The organism is Micromonospora sp. HM5-17, assembly GCF_003762835.1.
Classification (GTDB): Bacteria; Actinomycetota; Actinomycetes; order Mycobacteriales; family Micromonosporaceae; genus Plantactinospora.
Genome location: NZ_RJWA01000003.1, coordinates 663,985 through 681,643, shown reverse-complemented (window position 1 = coordinate 681,643; position 17,659 = coordinate 663,985). Strand labels below are relative to the sequence as shown.

Genomic DNA, 17,659 nt, shown 5'->3' with positions numbered 1-17,659 from the left:
TACCGCGCCTCAGTCGTCGCCGTCGATCACAGCGACGGGTAGCCGTTCTGCATCAGCTCAGCGGCGGGTAGGCGTTCTGCATCAGCTCCTGGAACTGCGCGGGGAACCAGGCGCCCGAGATCGGGGCGTTGGGCAGCGCACCGGTCATGTTGTTGTTGTTACGCGGGTTGCCGGTGTACGTCGGGTCGCACATCCGGTCGAAGCCCTTGCCCTCGTTGTTGGGGATTTCCTCGCTGGAGCCGTCCGACTCGCCCGGGGGCTTGATCCAGACATAGGCGTCGATGCCGGGAGCCGGGTTGGCCCGCGGCCGCTCGCCGAGACCGGCGCCGCTCTGGTTGCACCAGTTGCCAGGGTGGATCCGGCGGTCGATGCGGGAGCCGTCGACCTGCTGGTCGATCGTGCCGGAGGTAACCGGGCCGGTGGGCCGGGCCGAGCCGCCCCAACCGTTACGGGACGTGTCGATCAGCATGCCGATGCTGCTGGAGAAGCCCTGCGCGATCAGCTCGGTGCGGAGCGCCTGGGCGAACCGCTGCTCGTCCACGTACCGGTTCCAGTCGATCCACTTCGACTGCCGGTTCTGCTCGGTCACGTCGAGGTAGGGCTCCAAGGTGGCCGAGTAGTTGGCGGTGTTGGCGATGAACCCGTGCACGTTCGCCAGGGTGCTGCCCTCGGCGCGGGCGGCCTCGGCGAAGAGCTGCGCGGAAGGCCGGAAGTTGTCGTCCCAGCCGATCCAGCCGTGGTGGCCGGCGTCGAGGTAGTTGTAGACGTTCGGGATCGCGCCGAGCTTGGCCAGGGCGTAGCCGACACCGCGAACGTAGCCACCGTTCGCCTTCATGGTGTCGCACTCCGGGGTCGCGGTCGGCCGGCTGCCGGTGTTGGTGACCAGGTTCGGCAGCGAGTCGATCTCGATGATGTTGATGATCCGCAGGCTGGCGTACTTCGGGTCCGCCTGGATGGCCGCGATCGGGTCGATGTACTCGGACTTGTACCGCGGCAGCTCGTCCGGCTTGAGTTCACCGTTCGAGGCCAGCGCCGAGCAGTCCCGGCCGGGCAGGTTGTAGATGACGAACTGGATGTAGTCCGCACCCTGCGCCAGCGCCTCGTCCAGGTGGTCCCGAACGCCCATCGGGCCGTTCGAGGTACTGTCCGGGGTCCCCTCGATCGCGGCGATCCGGTCGATCCAGACGGCGGTCGGGGTGTTGGAGACCCGGTTACCGCCGGGAACGCTCTCCGCCTTGGCCTTCCACTCCGGGTTGACGTAGCCCTGGGCACCGGCGTACGGGTTGTCCACCCGCTCGCCGGGTGATCCGGTCGGCGGCGTCGTCGGCGGGGTCGTCGGCGGCGTCGTCGGCGGCGTCGTCGGCGGCGTTGTGGGCGGGGTCGTCGGTGGCGTCGTCGGCGGGGTGGACCCGTTGCAGGCGACTCCGTTGACGGTGAACGAGGTCGGCGCCGGGTTGCTGCCGCTCCACGTGCCGTTGAAGCCGATGCTGGTCGAGGCGCCGGTGGCGAGGCTGCCGTTCCACGGCATGTTCGTCGCGGTCACCTGGCTACCGGACTGGGTCCAGTTGGCCGACCAGCCCTGGCTGACCCGCTGGTTGCTGTCCGGGAAGGTGAACTGGAGGGTCCAGTTGCTGATCGGGTCACCGACGTTGCGGATGGTGATGTTGGCGGTGAACCCGCCCTGCCACTGGTTGGTGCTGTAGGTCACGCTACAGCCGGGGGCGGCGAGGGCCCCGGACGCCGGAATGGCGACCAGACCGGCGGCCACCAGGGCACTCGCACCGGCCACCGCCACGGCCTTCTGTTGGACGGACAGACTGTTCCGTAACTTCATTGCCACTGATCTCCTAGGGCCAGCCGGTCCGACGAGGAACCGGCGCGGCGACCGGACGGACGCGTGTCGGTGGGTACGTCCGCAGTCGCCACGGGGGACTGTGGTTTCGCCCGACCCGGACGGGCGTGATGGTGGTGGTGCCGGCCGCCGGCGAGGCGGCCGTGGTGACGCCGTCCGGAGAACCGGCTGCCCTCGGCGTCCGTCGCGCGGTGTGGCTCCCCCAGCACAAGTGGATGAATTCTTGCATGGGAGCGCTTCCATCACAACACCCAGACACTGACAGATACCGATCCGTCACCCCGGCCGACCCGGCCATACCGCCCTTCGACCGCGGGTAGGGGACCCGATCGCCGCGAGGCGCGCGCGACCCCGACGGGTGAATGGCGCCGAGCTCCGGTCGGAGTACGACAGGTGGCGCGAACGGCGGCGGCCGGGGAACGCCACGGTCCGCCCCAGGCGGCCGAGAGTACGCGCAGACGTCGGAGCACCCCAGATAGCACGTGTCACCGCCGGAACTGCATATTTGGCGGGATGACCGGAAAATCCGATGAAAGCTCACAAAGTCGTTAACCTCGGGACGTGGCTCGTCTCCCGGCGGGCCGAAGCGAAGAGGGAAGGATGACGAACGTCATGTCCACGAAGTTCCTCGGCAAGGCGATCGCTGGGGCGGCCCTCGGCGGCGCGTCGCTGCTCTTCTGCGTCCCCTCGGCCGCCCTCGCCGACGCCGCTCCCCGCCCCGAGGGCCGCCACCACGGAAAGGGTCCGGGCCGGGTCTACACGGACCCGCACCTGGCGAAACCGGGCCACGAGGTCAGACTCGTCGAGCGCTGCCCGCAGGCGCAGAAGCACGCGTGGGTGTGGTCGAGGGTCACCGGAAAGGTCGACCTGACCCCGACGGAACACCGGCCCGGCGAGGACCGCGCGGCGAGGCCGGATGGCGACACGGACCGGGAGCACGGCACGAGGGCCGACGGCGGCCCGGAGAGCCGGGCGGACCACGCCGAGCCCCGGGACGCCGAGGACAGCGGAGAGACCCGGCGGGACCGCGACCACCAGGAGTTCCTGGAACGCACGACGCAGCCGGAGCCCCCGAAGGACGGTCGGTTGGAGGAGGAGAACACGCCGGACCCGGCGGGACAGGCGGACCGGGAGCCCGGCGATGTCGAGCGGGTGCCGGCCCCGCCCGTGGGGATTCCGGCCCCGGTGGAGCCGGAGAACCCGAGCGGAACCGGCGGCGGCGTACCCGCGGACGGCGGTGGCCGGACCGGCTGGGAGGACCACGGCGCCGGGGATCACCGGGGTCGGGAGGACCACGACGCCGGGAAGCATGGCGAGAGGTCCGAGGAGCACGCCGGGTGGACGGACCGCGGGAGCGGTGATCGACACGAGCCCTCCGCCGGGTACCCGGACTCCGGGTTCGAGTACGCGACCACCGTCACCATCCCGTGGAACGCCGAGCCGGGCACGTACCCGCTGACGGGCTCCTGCGGCGAGGGCGAGCTGGTCGTCGCCCCGAAGGGCTGGGTGGACGGCGGCGACGGCGGACCCGGGGCCAGCCCCGCCTCCGGCACCGCCAGCCGGGCATCCGGCACCGCGGACACCCTCGCGGCCGGCGGGCTGGCCGCACTCGGAGTGGCCGCGCTCGGCGGCCTGGTACTGATGCGTCGGCGTCGGACCGATGAGCCGCTCGGCTGACGCCGCGGCGGCGAACAGCGCCGGCCGCCGCCGCAGGACATGGTGGCGCACCGCGGGCGTCGGTCTCGTCGCCCTGCTCGCCCTGGTCGGTGCCGGCATGATCGGCGCCGCGCTCAACGCTCCCGACCTCGCAACGCCACGGGAGCAGGTCGCCGGGTCGGCGACGACCGCGCCGACCGGCTCCGACCTCCCAACCCCTCCGCCGTCGGGCTCCGGGCCGGCGACCGGCGCGGAGGCGTACGGCCGGTCCGCACCGGTCCGGGTGACGATCCCGGCGATCGGGGTGGCGGCGGCGGTCATCCCGGTGGGGGTGGACCCGGACGGCATGGTGGAGGTGCCCCCGCTGGACAAGGCACAGCTCGCCGGGTGGTACGAGCCGGGTCCCTCCCCGGGCGAGACCGGCAACTCGGTGATCGTGGGCCACGTCGACTCGAAGGAACTGGGCCCGGCGGTCTTCTACCGCCTCGGTTCCCTGCGGGCGGGGGACCGGATCGAGGTGACCCGGCAGGACGGTCGGACCGCCGTCTTCCTCGTGGACAGCGTGAGGTCGTACCCGAAGGAGGACTTCCCCACCGACCTCGTCTACGGTCCGTCCCCGGTGCCCGGGCTGCGCCTGGTGACCTGCGGAGGGGACTTCGACGAACAGACGGGCTCCTATCCGGACAACATCGTCGCCTTCGCCACGCTCACCGGCTGACCGAGCCGGCGGTGCCGCGACGAACGCCGATGGGGGCAGCACGTGCTGCCCCCATCGGCGTTCCGCCAGCCCCACCGCGAGCGGGCCGGAACCGGGCACAGCGCCCAGCGGGTGTCAGGCAGGGAACGGGCCGGCGTACCGGCACGAGCAGCGCAACGAGCCCTTCTACCACCTCAATCCCAACTACCGGCGGAAACGCCCGTTATCGCGACATAGCCTCACAAACCTAGCTAGCGTCATTCCTGGCTCGACTGCTGTCGGGCGAACCCAACGGGGAAGGAGTGACTACCAGTCATGAGTAGGAAGTTGCTGGAAAAGGTGATTGCGGGCGCTGCCCTCGGCGCCGCGTCCCTGCTGATCTGCGCACCCGGAACCGCCGTGGCAGCGCCCACACCCGAGCCGGGCAACCTGGGCCTCGTCTACACGGAGCCGAAGGGTGTGCGGGCGGGAAGCAGCGTCAAGATCATCCTGAGGTGTGTCTTCCCGGTCGAGGATCCCTGGGTCTCGTCCAAGGTCACGGGCACGCTCCACCTCAAGCCCGTCAAGGAGCAACCGACCCCGCCGGCCGACGGCCAGCCGACGCCAGGTCAGCCCACCACACCGGGTCAGCCCACCACACCGGGTCAGCCCACCACACCGGGTCAGCCCGCCACGCCCGGCCAGCCGCCGTTACCAGGGGACGGCGACCAGCCACCGCTGCCGAGCGACGGCGCCCAGCCGGCCCAGCCCGGTGGCGAGGGCGGTGTCGGAAACTACCTCACCGGCGTCGAGTACTGGGTCTCGACGAAGGTGCCGCGGCACACCCGTCCCGGGACGTACACGCTCACCGGCAGCTGCGGCTTCGGCAATCTCGTGGTGCTCCCGTACGGCCATGTCCCCGCCGGTGACGGCGGTGTCACCCGCAACGGCAGCCAGGCCGTGGCCGGTGCCGGCATGCTGGGAGCGGCCGCGGTCGGTGGCTTCCTGCTGATGCGGCGGCGTCGGACCGATGGTTCGGTCGCCTGACGCGCACGCCGGGAGCGCCGGCGGCCGGCACGGGCGACCGTGGCGTGCCGCCGGCGTCGTCCTGGTGACGCTCCTCGCCATCGGCGGGACGGCGCTGCTCACCGCCGGGCTCAACCCGGCACCGGCGCAGCCGCCCCAGCCGGACGACGTCGTCGCCGAGGGCACGGCGGACGCCGCGGAACCCGACCCGGAGCCAACGCCGGACTCCGCCACGGCGGCACCCGGACCGCAACCCACCGCCCGCGGCACCGGTCGGCCGAGCCAGCCCGCGCTCCCGCCGCTGTCCCGGTCCGAGCCGGTCAGGATCACGATCCCGAAGATCAAGGTCGACGCCAAGATCATCTCTGTCGGGGTGAACCCGGACGGCACGGTGCAGGTGCCCTCGTTCAAACAGGCGCGGCTGGCCGGCTGGTACAAGGCCGGCGTCAGCCCCGGAGAGGTCGGCAACGCCGTCGTGGTCGGGCACGTCGACTCGGCGGCGATCGGACCCGCCGTATTCTTCCGGCTCGGCGCGCTCAAACGCGGGGACCGGATCGAGGTGAGCCGGGCCGACGGCACGGTGGTGCGGTTCCGGGTCGACTCCGTCAGGTCGTACCCGAAGTCAAAGTTCCCGGCGGAACAGGTCTACGGAAACGCCGACACCCCTCGGTTGCAGGTGATCACCTGCGGGGGCGTCTTCGACCGGAAGAAGCGCAGCTATCCCAACAACATCGTGGTGTCCGCGGCCCGGATCCCGTGACCGACGGGATCCGGGCCGCGGACCACCGGTTCGGCGGGTCAGCCGGCCGCCGAGGTACGCACCAGGGTGCGGATCTGCCGTAGCAGCACGGAGAGCGCCGCCAGATCCGCCCGGGACTCATCGAACTCCCCCATCGCCTTGCGGGTACGGCTGATCGAGATGGCGTTCGACCGTTCCCACTCCTGCACCCGCTCCTCGGCCGGTAGGTCGGCCGGTGTCGCGCCGAGCACCTCCGCGGTGAGCGCCGCGAGGGCGGCGTACAGGTCGTAGCGCAGGGCCATCCGGGCCAGCGTCTGCCAGCGGTCCTCCCTGGGCAGCAGGGAGATCTTCGACAGCAGCGAGTCGACCCGGAAGCGGTCCGAGAGGACGTAGTAGACGGCGGCCACCTCACCGACGTCCCGGCCCGTCGCGGCAGCCGTCTCCACCACGTCGAGCAGCCCGAAACCGTACATCAACCGGGTCGCCTGCTCGGCCAGGTCCCGCGGCAGTCCCCGCTGCACCAACGATTCGACGTGTGCCTCCAGCGCGGCGCGTTCGCTGCCGACGAAGAGTCGGCCGAGCTCCGGCAGCAGCCGCGCCACCCCGTCGCGAAGCCGGGCGATCTCCGCCGGGACGTCGATCGGCGAGCGCCGGTTGGTGACCAGCCACCGGACCGCCCGGTCGAGCAGCCGGCGGGTGTCCAGGTAGACCCCGGTCTGCACCTCGGTCGGGACCTTGTTGTCCAGCGCCTCGACCGCCGCCCAGACGTCATTCAGCCGGAACACGTCCCGGACCACCACGTACGCCCGGATCACGTCGGCCGGGGTCGCGCCGGTCTCCTCGACCACCCGGTAGACGAACGTGATGCCGCCCCGGTTGACCGCCTCGTTGACCAGCACCGTGGTGACGATGTCCCGGCGCAGCCGGTGCTCGGCCATCCGGTGGGCGTACCGCTCGCGCAGCGGGGTCGGGAAGTAGCCGGCCAGCACGTCCGAGGTCCACTCCTCGTCGGCGATCCCGTCGGCCAGGATCTCCCGCTCCAGCACGATCTTGACGTACGCGAGCAGCACCGCGAACTCCGGCGCGGTCAGCCCGGAGTCGGTCCGGGCCGCCAGTTCCTCGTCCGGCGGCAGCGCCTCCAGTTCCCGGTTCAGGTGGCCGGCGCGCTCGAAGTCGGAGATCATCCGCCGGTGCACCGGCAGCAGCGACGGCGCCTGGGCCAGTGCGTTGCCGATCGCCCGGGCCTGGTCGTAGTTGTCCCGGAGTACCAGCTCGGCGACCTCGTCGGTCATCTCGGCCAAAAGCGCGTCCCGGTCCGGCCGGCTCAGCTCGCCGTCGGCCACGGCCGCGCCGAGCAGGATCTTGATGTTCACCTCGTGGTCCGAGGTGTCGACCCCGGCGGCGTTGTCGATGAAGTCGGTGAAGATCCGGCCGCCCGCCATGGCGTACTCGATCCGGCCGACCTGGGTGAAGCCCAGGTTGCCGCCCTCGCCGACGACCTTGCAGCGCAGGTCCCGGCCGTCCACCCGGATCGCGTCGTTGGACTTGTCCCCCACCTCGGCGTGCGACTCCGAGGAGGCCTTGACGTAGGTGCCGATGCCGCCGTTCCAGAACAGGTCCACCGGGGCGGTCAGGATCGCCCGCATCAGCTCCGGCGGGGAGAGGGACTCCACCTCCTCCTCGATGCCCAGCGCCGCCCGGACCTGCGGGGTGATCGGGATCGACTTCGCCGTACGCGGGTAGACCCCGCCTCCCTCGGAGATCAGGTCCGGGTTGTAGTCCGCCCAGGACGACCGCGGGATGCCGAAGAGCCGCCGCCGTTCGGCGTACGAGGTCGCCGGGTCCGGGTTCGGGTCGAGGAAGATGTGCCGGTGGTCGAAGGCGGCCACCAGCTTGATGTGCTCGGAGAGCAGCATCCCGTTGCCGAAGACGTCGCCGGACATGTCGCCGACCCCGACCACGGTGAAGTCCTGGGTCTGGGTGTCGATCCCCATGTCACGGAAGTGGCGCTTCACCGACTCCCAGGCGCCCCGGGCGGTGATCCCCATCTTCTTGTGGTCGTAGCCCGCGGAACCGCCGGAGGCGAACGCGTCGGCGAGCCAGAAGCCCCGGGAGACGGAGATCTCGTTGGCGATGTCGGAGAACGTCGCCGTCCCCTTGTCCGCCGCCACCACCAGGTACGGGTCGTCGCCGTCGTGCCGGACCACGTCCTCCGGCGGCACGACCTGCCCACCCACCAGGTTGTCGGTCACGTCCAGCAGGGCGGAGATGAACTCCTGGTAGCAGGCGACCGCCTCGTCCCGGTCCCCGGGCTTCTGCTTCAGCACGAAGCCGCCCTTGGCGCCGACCGGCACGATCACGGCGTTCTTCACCATCTGCGCCTTGACCAGGCCGAGCACCTCGGTCCGGAAGTCCTCCCGCCGGTCGGACCAGCGGATGCCACCGCGGGCCACCGGGCCGAACCGCAGGTGGACCCCCTCGAACCGGGGCGAGTACACGAAGATCTCGTACTTCGGCCGGGGCGCCGGCAGGTCGGGCACCGCCTGCGGGTCCAGCTTGAACGCCACGTACGGCTTCGGCCGTCCGTCGGTGCGCCGCTGGTAGAAGCTGGTCCGGAGGGTGGCCTGGATCAACGTCAGGTACGACCGCAGGATCCGGTCCTGGTCCAGGCTGTTCACCTCGTTGAGCCGCTGCCCGATCGTGGCGACCAGCTCCTTGCCGCGTAGCGCCCGCTCCTCCGCGCTGAGCCCGAGCGTCGGGGAGAACCGCGTCTCGAAGAGGTCCACCAGCGCCGCGGCGAGTTCCGGGTACGCGATGAAGGTGGCCTCCATGTACTCCTGGGAGAAGACCGTGCCGGCCTGACGCAGGTACTTCGCGTACGCCCGCAGCACGACGACCTGCCGCCAGGTCAGGCCGCCGCGCAGCACCAGCTCGTTGAAGCCGTCGACCTCGGCCTCGCCCCGCCAGGTGGCGGAGAACGCGTTCTCGACGTGCGGACGCACCTCGGCGAGGTCCCGGGCGCCGTCCGGCAGCTCCAGGCCGAAGTCGTAGAGGTAGATCCGACCGTCGATCCGCTCCACCTCGTACGGATGCTCGTCGATCACCCGTACGCCCAGCGAGTGCAGCACCGGCAGGACCGCGGAGAGCATCATCGGCTCGCCGTACCGGTAGACCTTGAACCGGACCTCCTCGGCGGCGGCCGGCGCCTCGGTCTTCTGTTCCGCGCCCGCCGCCGGCGGTCGGGGCGGGATGAACTTGCGGAACATGTGCATCTCGAGCTGGCCCGGCTCCTCGAGCAGCTCCAGCTTGGCGAGGTCCTTCATCGCCTCGTACGGCGTGTGGCTGTCCTTGTAGCCCTCGGGGAACGCGTCCGCGTACCGGGTGAAGAGGCGCTTGGCCTGCTCGTCGCCGAGCTTGCGCTCCAGCAGCAGCCGGTAGTCGTCGTCCCATAGCCGGGTCGCGTCGGCCAGCTGCTCGGCGAGCAGGTCCGCGTCGACCTCGCCGGGCGGGTTGGTCGGGTCGGTCCGCACGATGAAGTGCACCCGGGCGAGCATGGACTCGGTCACCCGGGTGGTGTAGTCGACGCCGATCCCGTTCAGCTCGCGGAGCAGGATCTCCTGCATCCGCAGCCGGTTCTGGGTGGTGAACCGGTCCCGGGGGAGGTAGATCAGACAGGAGATGAAGCGCCCGTAGGCGTCCCGGCGCAGGAAGACCCGGAGCTGGCGGCGGCCGGCCATCCGGAGTACGCCGATGACCGCCTGGTAGAGGTCGTCGGTCTTGATCTGGAACAGCTCGTCCCGCGGGTACGTCTCCAGGATCTGCAACAGGTCCTTGCCGGAGTGGCTACGCGGGCTGAGCCCGGAGCGCTCCAGCACCTCGGCGACCTTCCGCCGCACCACCGGCAGCTCGCGCACGCTGGTCCGGTACGCGGCGGTGGCGAGCAGGCCGAGGAACCGCCGCTCCCCCACCACCTCGCCGCTGGAGTCGAAGACCTTGAACGCGATGTAGTCCAGGTACGCCGAGCGGTGCACGGTGGCCCGGGAGTTGGCCTTGGTGATGATGAGAAGCCGTTTCTCCCGCACCTTCGCGGCTGCCTCGGGGGTCATCGAGGAGAGCGCCCGCGGCCGGGGGGAGTCCTGGCGCAGGATGCCGAGCCCGCTGCCGAGGACCGCCTGGAGCGCGGGACCCTGGTCGGTGTCGACCAGCCGGTACTCCCGGTAGCCGAGGAAGGTGAAGTGGTCGTGCGCCAACCAGCGCAGGAGCTCCACCGAGTCTGTGATGTCCTTTTCCGGCACCGGAGGGCGGTTCTCTCCGGTTCGGGCGGCGGCCAGCTCGTCGGCGATCGCCAGGGCCCGCTGGCGCATCTTCGGCCAGTCCTCGACCGCCTCGCGGACGTCGGTCAGGACCCGCTGCAACTCGGCGCGCAGCCGGTCCCGGTCCTCGGGGTTGCGGACCGGGTCGATCTCGATCCGCATCCAGCTCTCGACGATGTCGCCGTCGATCGCGTCATCCGGCTCCACGTCGGCGGCGACCTCGATCAGCCGACCGAGCGGCTCCCGTCGCACCACGACCAGCGGGTGGACCAACATGTGGATGTCGAGATGGTGGCCGGTCAGCAACGCCGTGACAGAGTCCACCAAAAAGGGCATATCATCCGTGATGATCTCGATCACGGTGTGCTGCTGCTCGGGTGCCGGCTCGTGGATCCGCAGCTTCAGCTCTCCCGGCACCCGTTGCTCGGCCAACTCCCGGTGCGCCTGGGCGGCGGCCAGCATCTCCTCGGGGGTGATGCCGATCAGCTCCTCGTCCGGAGCGAACCGCCAGAACCGGTCGACCAGGGTCGCCGCGTCGTGGTCGTCGCCGGCCAGCGCCACGGCCTGGGCGACCATTCGCTCGGCATTCGGCACCGGCTCGTCAAGATCCTGCTCCTCGACGTCGTCGGCCAGCGCCTCCGGGGGTAATCCGAGGTCGTACAGGGTGTCGACGCTGGCCCCCGGCACGCCGGTGACGCCGGAGGCGAGTCGCGCCCCCGGTCCGTCGTCGTCGATTGCCGAGTCGTAGCTGTCGTCCCGGCCGGCGGACGCCGGCCGAAGAGCGGGTTCCGGTTTGATCGCCGGACGCCGGTTCATCGGTGCCACTCCCCTCGACCCACCACGCCGTGGGTCACTCTCCGCCCAGACTAGGCCCTGCCGATCCACACGCTCGTCAGCGGACCGCCGGCCGGAGGGCCGGATCCGGACGGTGTCCCGTAACCCGCGGTGGGTAACGGGCACGTCCGCCCCGGATTACCCACACTGCCCCCGCCATCACCCACGGCAGTCCGACCGACGTCACAAGCCCGACGCCAGGGCAGCTGCGGGGAATCTGGGTGTACTACGGTCAGGCTGCCGCCGAGGGAGCCTCGACGGTGCGAACCTTCGGTAGGTGACCACGGCATGCGCATCCTGCCCCCACTCCGTCCGCGTCCTCAGCGACGGGTCTCCCGCCGCCTGCCGGCCGCGGCGTTGGCCGGCCTGCTGCTCGCCACCGGGTCGCTTGGAGCCTGCTCGGACGACGACGGGCCCGAGCGGGTCGTCGATGCCTTCCTCGCCGGCTGGCGCGGTGGCGATCTCCACCAGGTCGGCTTCCGGAACCCGGCCGGGCAGCGGATCCCGGCCACCGAGGTGACCGAGGAGATCAAACAACTCTCCGGCGATCTCGCCAAGACGCCGCCCGCGCTCAGCCGAGAGGGTGCGGCGAAGATCACAGAAGACAGCGCGACCGCCACCGTACGGGTGGACTGGACCCTGCCGGGTGACACGCACTGGACGTATCCGTCGGAGCTTCGGCTCACCCGAGGCGACCAGGACGACTGGCAGATCATCTGGGAGCCGAAGATCGTCCAACCCCAGCTCACCAGCGGTGACCAGTTGGCGCTGCGCTGGCTGACGGCACCCCGGGGCGCCATCACCGACGCCGCCGGGGAGCCGATCGTCCGGCCGCGCCCGGTGGTGGTGGTCGGGGTGCAGCCCGACCAGGTGACCGACGTACCGGACCTGGTCCGGAAGCTCGACGCGGCATTCCGGGCGATCCGTCCCCGGATCGAGCCGCCGATCGACCTCTCCGATCTGCCCGACCGGCTGAAGGAGGCGAAGCCGAACGCCTTCGTCGACGTGGTCAGCCTCCGCCGGGAGGCGTACCTGCAGATCAAGCCGCGCATCTACGACCTACCCGGGACGAAGTTCCGCGAGGAGCAGCGGGAACTCGCCCCGACCCGGGAGTTCGCCCGGGCCCTGCTCGGCTCCGTCGACCCGGTCCAGGCCGACGACATGGCCGCCGAGCCCGGCGTCTACGAACTCGGCGACATGGTCGGGCACGGCGGGCTCCAGGGCCGGTACGAGAAGCAGCTCCGGGGCACCGCGGGGACCAGTGTGATCATCATGAGCCGGCGACCGGACGGCTCGGTCAGCCCGACCGGCACCGAGGTGTTCCGGCAGGAGCCCAGGCCGGGGACGCCGGTGAAGACCACCCTCGACGTGCCGACCCAGAACGCGGCGGACGCCGCACTACGCGGTACGTCGCGGCGCAGTGCCCTGGTCGCGCTCCGGATCAGTGACGGCGCGGTGCTCGCCGCGGCGAACAGCGGAACCGCCGAGAACCTCGCCTTCACCGCCCGGGTGCCACCCGGCTCGACCTTCAAGATGGTCAGCGCGCTCGGGCTGCTCGACGCCGGGGCGGTCACCCTGGACACCCCCGTCGACTGCCCTCGGAGGTTCACCGTCGACGGCCGCTCCTTCAAGAACTCCGACAACTTCGCGCTCGGGACCGTGCCGTTCCGGACCGACTTCGCCGCGTCCTGCAACACCGCCTTCGCCAAGCTGGCGCCGCGGCTGGGCCCGGACGGGCTCGCCAACGCCGGCCGCAGCCTGGGGCTGGAGGGAGACTGGCGGCTCGGCGTCGACGTCTTCACCGGCACGGTCTCCACCGGCGGTTCGGCCACCGAGCGGGCCGCCGCGGCCTTCGGCCAGGGCACCACGGTGGTCAGCCCGCTCGCGATGGCGGCGGCCACCGCGGCGGTGGCCCGGGGCCAGTGGCAGCAGCCGAAGCTGGTGTTGGAGCCGTCCCCGGGCGACCCGGCGCCGCCGGGCCCGCAGCTGAAGCCCGGCTCGGTCGAGCCGCTGCGCACGATGATGCGGGAGGTGGTCACCGCGGGGACCGGCACCGCGCTGCGGGACGTACCGGGTGGCCCGGTCTCCGGCAAGACCGGCACCGCGGAGTACGACAACGATCCGGCGCACACCCACGCCTGGTTCGTGGGCTGGCAGGGGGACGTCGCGTTCGCGGTCTTCGTGGAGCAGGGAGGATCGAGTACGGCAACCGCCGTACCGATCGCCGAGAGGTTCCTACGCGGCCTCGCCGCCCGCTGAGCGGCGATCGAGACCGTCGCGCTCCACCGCGTCCGTGCCGAGGATGCACCGCCCCGACCGCCGGGGCCGGGGCGGAACGTCGACCGATCAGCGGGCCAGCTCGTTGCCCTGCTTGTCGGTGAACTTGCCGATCAGGATCATGATGAAGTCGATCAGCGCCCAGAGGCCGAAGCCGCCGAAGGTGATGAGCATGAGGATGCCGGTGCCGATCTTGCCGACGTAGAACCGGTGGATTCCGAGGCCGCCGAGGAAGAAGCAGAGCAGCACGGCGACGAGCCAGGACCGCTGCCCGGGGGCCGGGCCGGTTGTGGACATCGTTGTTCCTTTCAGGACAGACAGGGAAACGCGCCGGGGTACGGCGCGGCACGTCCCCGCGGACACCGGTCCGGCGGGAACGACGAACGCGCACACTACCTCAGCCAGGGCGTTCGCGCTGTCCCGTGACCGGCCGGACCGGCCCACCCGGGTGGCCCACCGACGCCCCTACCGTCGGCGTCGTCGCCGGGCCGCCCTCCGGGGTCAGGCCGTACGTCCGGCGGTCCCTCGGCCACCCGTCCGCAGCAGGCGGAGCGCCCGGTCGACCCGGACGGCGGGATCGATCACGGGTAGTCCGCGCAGGGTTCCGGCGAGCAGCTGGATGCCGGTCTCGATGAGCACCGGGATGGTGAACGGCTGTCCGGCGCGTAGCCATTCGGCGGTGAGCCGATCCATGCTGTCGCCGAACGCGCGCATGAGCATCGCGACGGCGGGCTGGTCCGGGTCGAGCCCGAGCAGCAGGCAGGTGTCGCATAGGCCCTCGCGGCGGGCGGCCTCGAACTCCGCGGTGGCCTCGGGGGTGCCCGCGTGCGTGAGGATCAGGTTCAGGGCCAGCTCGGGGTGGGCCGCCAGGTAGCTGAAGTGGTCTCTCCAGTGGGCGCGCAGGCGCTCGCCCGGCGACAGTTCCGGGTCGGTCGCCGCGAGGGTCCCGAGGCGGCGTCGGGCTTCACGCAGCGTCGCCACGTACGCGCCGTGCTTGTTGACGAAGTGGTGTGCCAGCAGACCCTGGGACACACCGGCGGCGCGGGCGATGTCGCCGACGGTGACGTCCGCGTACGGGCGACGGGAGAACAGCTCGGTGGCGGCGGCGAGGAGGCGTTGGCGGGTCTGTTCGGTGGCGGCCTGTCGTCGGGTGAGCGGCGCGGTCATCCGGTCATCGTCCCACAGCCGATTGAACGCTGTTCAGTGATACCCGCCTCATTGAACGACGTTCAATGACGGACGTATGGTGCACCCAAGCGGACGACATCGATACGGGTGCGGGGTTGCCGGACCGGTGCCGGCGCGTCGCCGACGGCGGCGACCCGGCGGGCCCGGCGCCCGGGGTCTCCGTGCCCGACCGGCGCTGACCCACGCACAGGCACCTACCAGCGCGTCTGCGACGGATCGGTCCGAAGCAGACGATGACCCAAGGAGAGGCAATGAGCATCGACCTGCGCCTGCCGGTACCGGACCGGAACGATCCCATCTGGACCGCCGCCAACGGCTTCGTGGTCCGCAACACCGAAGGAACGGTCAGGCTGATCAATGGCGGCCGGGAGACCTTCCGGGTCAAGGTGACGGGAGACCAGACCGCCGGTCGGCTGAGCCTGATGGAGTGCCAGGTGGCGCCCGGGTTCGGCAACGTCCCGCACGCGCACGGCGGCGAGGACGAGGCCTTCTACGTCGCCTCCGGATCGTTCCGGTTCGTCAACGGCGGCGGCACCTTCGACGGGCGCGGGCGACTTCATCTACATCCCGCGCGGCACCCGCCACGCGTTCAAGAACATCGGCACGGAGCCGGCCACGCTCCTGGTCTTCTACACCCCCGCCGGCGCCGAACAGTTCTTCCTCGACCACGGCGCCGATCCCGACCCGTCCGGTCAACCGCTGCCGGCATGGGACGGCGAGACGTTCGCCGCGATGGCCGACGCCCTCGACGCCCACCGCATGATCCTGCTCCCCGGCGACGACGACTGGGCAGAGCCGTGATCGAGGAGGCACCAGGGAAGATCACGGCGTGACCTGACACGCATCCGGCACGCCGTCAGAGCCGTCATCAAACGCTGATGCCCTGGCCAATCCGTCTGGGATTGACCAGGGCATCAGCCGAGGGTGGAGCCGAGGGGACTCGAACCCCTGACCCCCACACTGCCAGTGTGGTGCGCTACCAGCTGCGCCACGGCCCCTTATCAGGTGATCCGTCTCCGCATCACCTGCCCGATCTCTCGGGCACCCGGGCAATAGTACACACCTCCCGCGCCCCGGTCATCTGGGTACCCCCCTCGCCCGGGGACCCGGCCGTGCCCCGCGCCGGCGCCACTCAGTTCAGCAGCGGGTCCGGCGGGAAGTGGGCGACGGCGGCCATGATGCCGCCCTGGCGGCGCAGCACCATTGCCCAGAGATCATCCGGCCGCTCCATGAAGGCGTCACCGGGCAGCGCGTCGAGCACGAACCATGATCCCCGGGCCACCTCCTCCTCCAACTGTCCGGGCGACCAGCCGGAGTACCCGGCAAAGACCCGGATCCCGGTGACCGCGTCCCGGAGCCGCTCCGGATCCACCGACAGGTCCACCGTCCCGACCGAGCCGGTCACCTGGTGGATACCCTTCACCCGCTGGTTCGGGGTCCGCATCCGGGCCAGGCAGATCGCCGACTCCGGCTGCACCGGACCACCCTCGAAGAGCACGGCGGGATCCCGGGCCAGCCCACCCCAGGCGCCCAGCACCTCGGAGACCGGTACCTCGGTGGCGCGGTTGAGCACGACGCCCAGCGCTCCGCCGGGCTCGTGGGCGACCAGCAGCACCACCGTCCGGTCGAAGTTCGGATCCTTCAACGCCGGGGTCGCGACCAGCAACTGCCCGGTCATCGACTCCATCGACCGTCCCCCGATCGCCTGCCCCTCACCGAACACGCCAGCCACCCGCTACCCGGCCCGTCCGGACGGCATGGCCCGCATCCCGGATCGCGGCCCGGGGTCCTCGGACCGCACCGCCGGAAGCCGGGACGGTGGGGCCGAATCCGCCGCGTCGACAGTGATTCTGCGCGCAGTAAACGCCATGCCTCGCACCATAGCCTGCGCCACTGGCCGCGGTTAAGGTCTGTGCGGTCAGTCCGCGGAGCGTGTGGCCGATGCGGCGGCGCGTCTGGCGGGCGCGCATCCGCCCCGCGCCTACGACTGCGCCCCCGGTCTGTCGACCGGGGGCGCCTACCTGTGGAGGTGCCGGGAATCGAACCCGGGTCCTTCGTCGCCTTGCCAGGGCTTCTCCGAGCGCAGCTCGCTGTGCCTCTACTCGGCCCCTCCGATCACGCGAGCGAGTCGGTGTGACGGGCCCAGTCGCTGATTGATCTCGCCGCACAAACCCCGCGACCGGGTTCGATTGGCCAGCCTCCTAGCTGATGCCGGCAAACTGGGCCGAAGGCACTCCCAGGCCGACAGACCCGCTACCCGCCTCAGGCGGCGAGAGCGAAGTCAGCGCGATTCTGCTTGGCGCTTGTTGTTTTCCGACGAACGATTCACGAGACGACGTCGGCTTCCTCGGCTCGCTTCCCCTGCCGCAACGTACGAAGTCGAAACCAGTCACCCCCCAGTTGTCCCACCGCACGAACCGGTGGGGTCCGTCCGGACCGGCCAGCAGGCCGGTTACCGCCGGCGGACCTCCGCCCGACAGTCGCTCCTAAGACTAACGCCTCGCGCCGCGACCTTCATTCCGGATACCCGCCGGCGTGCCGGAAGCCGGACGAGAGGTTGGTAACACCCCAGGACGGGCCGGACCGGACGAAGGCCCCGGGGGATCGGTTACCCCACTCCCTTACCGCGCCGGCCGGTGGCCCGCATCATCTCCCGCTCGGCGTCCCTCCTGGCCAGATCCTGCCGCTTGTCGTACGTCTTCTTACCCTTGGCCAGCCCGATCTCGACCTTGGCCCAGCCGTCGGAGAAGTAGACGGAGAGCGGCACCAGGGTGAGGCCGCTCTCCCGCAGCTTGCCGATCAACCGGTTGATCTCGTGGCGCTTGAGCAGCAGCTTGCGGGTACGCCGAGGCTCGTGATTGGTCCAGGTCCCCTGGGCGTACTCGGGGATGTGCATGCCGTGCAGGTAGATCTCGCCGTCCCGCTCCTGGGCGAAGGCGTCGACCAGGGACGCCCGACCGGCACGCAACGACTTGACCTCGGTGCCGGTCAGCGCCATCCCCGCCTCGTAGGTGTCGAGGATGGCATAGTCGTGCCGCGCCCTGCGATTGGAGGCGACGACCTTGCGTCCCTTCTCCCGTGGCATGGCCACACCTCCT

The 17,659-nt window shown here is 70.9% G+C and carries 12 protein-coding genes, 1 tRNA gene and 1 other RNA gene; 6 read left to right on the top strand and 8 right to left on the bottom strand.

All coding sequences use genetic code 11. The features are described 5' to 3' along the window. Positions 1-52: 52 nt before the first annotated feature. Entirely contained in the window at positions 53-1,834 is a 1,782-nt protein-coding gene (locus EF879_RS12475; protein WP_123557968.1) for a glycoside hydrolase family 6 protein, read from the bottom strand. Positions 1,835-2,464: 630 nt separating this feature from the next. Between EF879_RS12475 and EF879_RS27625 the strand changes: the two genes are divergently transcribed. The 4 genes from EF879_RS27625 (at position 2,465) to EF879_RS12455 (ending at position 5,970) form a co-directional block, all read left to right on the top strand. Next, positions 2,465-3,529 carry a hypothetical protein gene (locus tag EF879_RS27625; protein ID WP_199736342.1) on the top strand — a complete coding sequence of 355 codons (1,065 nt, stop codon included), beginning with the start codon at positions 2,465-2,467 and terminating at the stop codon, positions 3,527-3,529. Then, complete coding sequence (locus EF879_RS12465; RefSeq protein ID WP_123557966.1) at positions 3,513-4,226, top strand: class F sortase; 714 nt, start codon at positions 3,513-3,515, stop codon at positions 4,224-4,226. The genes EF879_RS27625 and EF879_RS12465 overlap by 17 nt, the downstream gene beginning before the upstream one ends. A 294-nt stretch (positions 4,227-4,520) precedes the next feature. Beyond that, entirely contained in the window at positions 4,521-5,231 is a 711-nt protein-coding gene (locus EF879_RS12460; RefSeq protein ID WP_148086418.1) for a hypothetical protein, read from the top strand. Then, positions 5,215-5,970 (top strand): class F sortase, encoded by a 756-nt coding sequence (locus EF879_RS12455; protein ID WP_123557963.1) that lies wholly within the window; start codon positions 5,215-5,217, stop codon positions 5,968-5,970. Before EF879_RS12460 ends, EF879_RS12455 begins: the two co-directional genes overlap by 17 nt. A gap of 38 nt (positions 5,971-6,008) precedes the next feature. On the opposite strand, the gene EF879_RS12450 is transcribed toward EF879_RS12455, so the two are convergent. Then, entirely contained in the window at positions 6,009-11,078 is a 5,070-nt protein-coding gene (locus tag EF879_RS12450; protein ID WP_123557961.1) for an NAD-glutamate dehydrogenase, read from the bottom strand. 306 nt (positions 11,079-11,384) lie between these two features. Between EF879_RS12450 and EF879_RS12445 the strand changes: the two genes are divergently transcribed. Then, on the top strand, positions 11,385-13,355 hold the full coding sequence (locus EF879_RS12445) for a penicillin-binding transpeptidase domain-containing protein (protein WP_123557959.1): 1,971 nt from the start codon (positions 11,385-11,387) through the stop codon (positions 13,353-13,355). Positions 13,356-13,442: 87 nt separating this feature from the next. Here the strand turns inward: EF879_RS12445 and EF879_RS12440 are convergent, their stop codons facing one another. Together EF879_RS12440 and EF879_RS12435 are read right to left on the bottom strand one after the other, a co-directional pair. Beyond that, complete coding sequence (locus EF879_RS12440; RefSeq protein WP_123557957.1) at positions 13,443-13,670, bottom strand: TM2 domain-containing protein; 228 nt, start codon at positions 13,668-13,670, stop codon at positions 13,443-13,445. 204 nt (positions 13,671-13,874) lie between these two features. Next, positions 13,875-14,540 carry a TetR/AcrR family transcriptional regulator gene (locus EF879_RS12435; protein WP_123557955.1) on the bottom strand — a complete coding sequence of 222 codons (666 nt, stop codon included), beginning with the start codon at positions 14,538-14,540 and terminating at the stop codon, positions 13,875-13,877. 579 nt (positions 14,541-15,119) lie between these two features. Here EF879_RS12435 and EF879_RS28815 point away from each other — a divergent pair. Next, the gene (locus EF879_RS28815; protein ID WP_199736391.1) at positions 15,120-15,362 is read left to right on the top strand and encodes a hypothetical protein; all 243 of its coding nucleotides are present in this window, start codon (positions 15,120-15,122) and stop codon (positions 15,360-15,362) included. 124 nt (positions 15,363-15,486) lie between these two features. On the opposite strand, the gene EF879_RS12425 is transcribed toward EF879_RS28815, so the two are convergent. The 4 genes from EF879_RS12425 to smpB form a co-directional block, all read right to left on the bottom strand. Then, positions 15,487-15,559: transfer RNA gene (locus EF879_RS12425), tRNA-Ala, on the bottom strand. 134 nt (positions 15,560-15,693) lie between these two features. Then, positions 15,694-16,248, bottom strand: coding sequence for a YqgE/AlgH family protein (locus EF879_RS12420; protein ID WP_123558434.1), 555 nt, complete (start codon positions 16,246-16,248; stop codon positions 15,694-15,696). A 334-nt stretch (positions 16,249-16,582) separates the two neighbouring features. After that, positions 16,583-16,958, bottom strand: a transfer-messenger RNA (tmRNA) gene (ssrA, locus tag EF879_RS12415). Between the two features lie 211 nt (positions 16,959-17,169). Continuing rightward, positions 17,170-17,646: an SsrA-binding protein SmpB gene (gene smpB, locus EF879_RS12410; protein WP_123557953.1), complete on the bottom strand. Its 477-nt coding sequence runs from the start codon at positions 17,644-17,646 to the stop codon at positions 17,170-17,172. Positions 17,647-17,659: the final 13 nt, after the last annotated feature.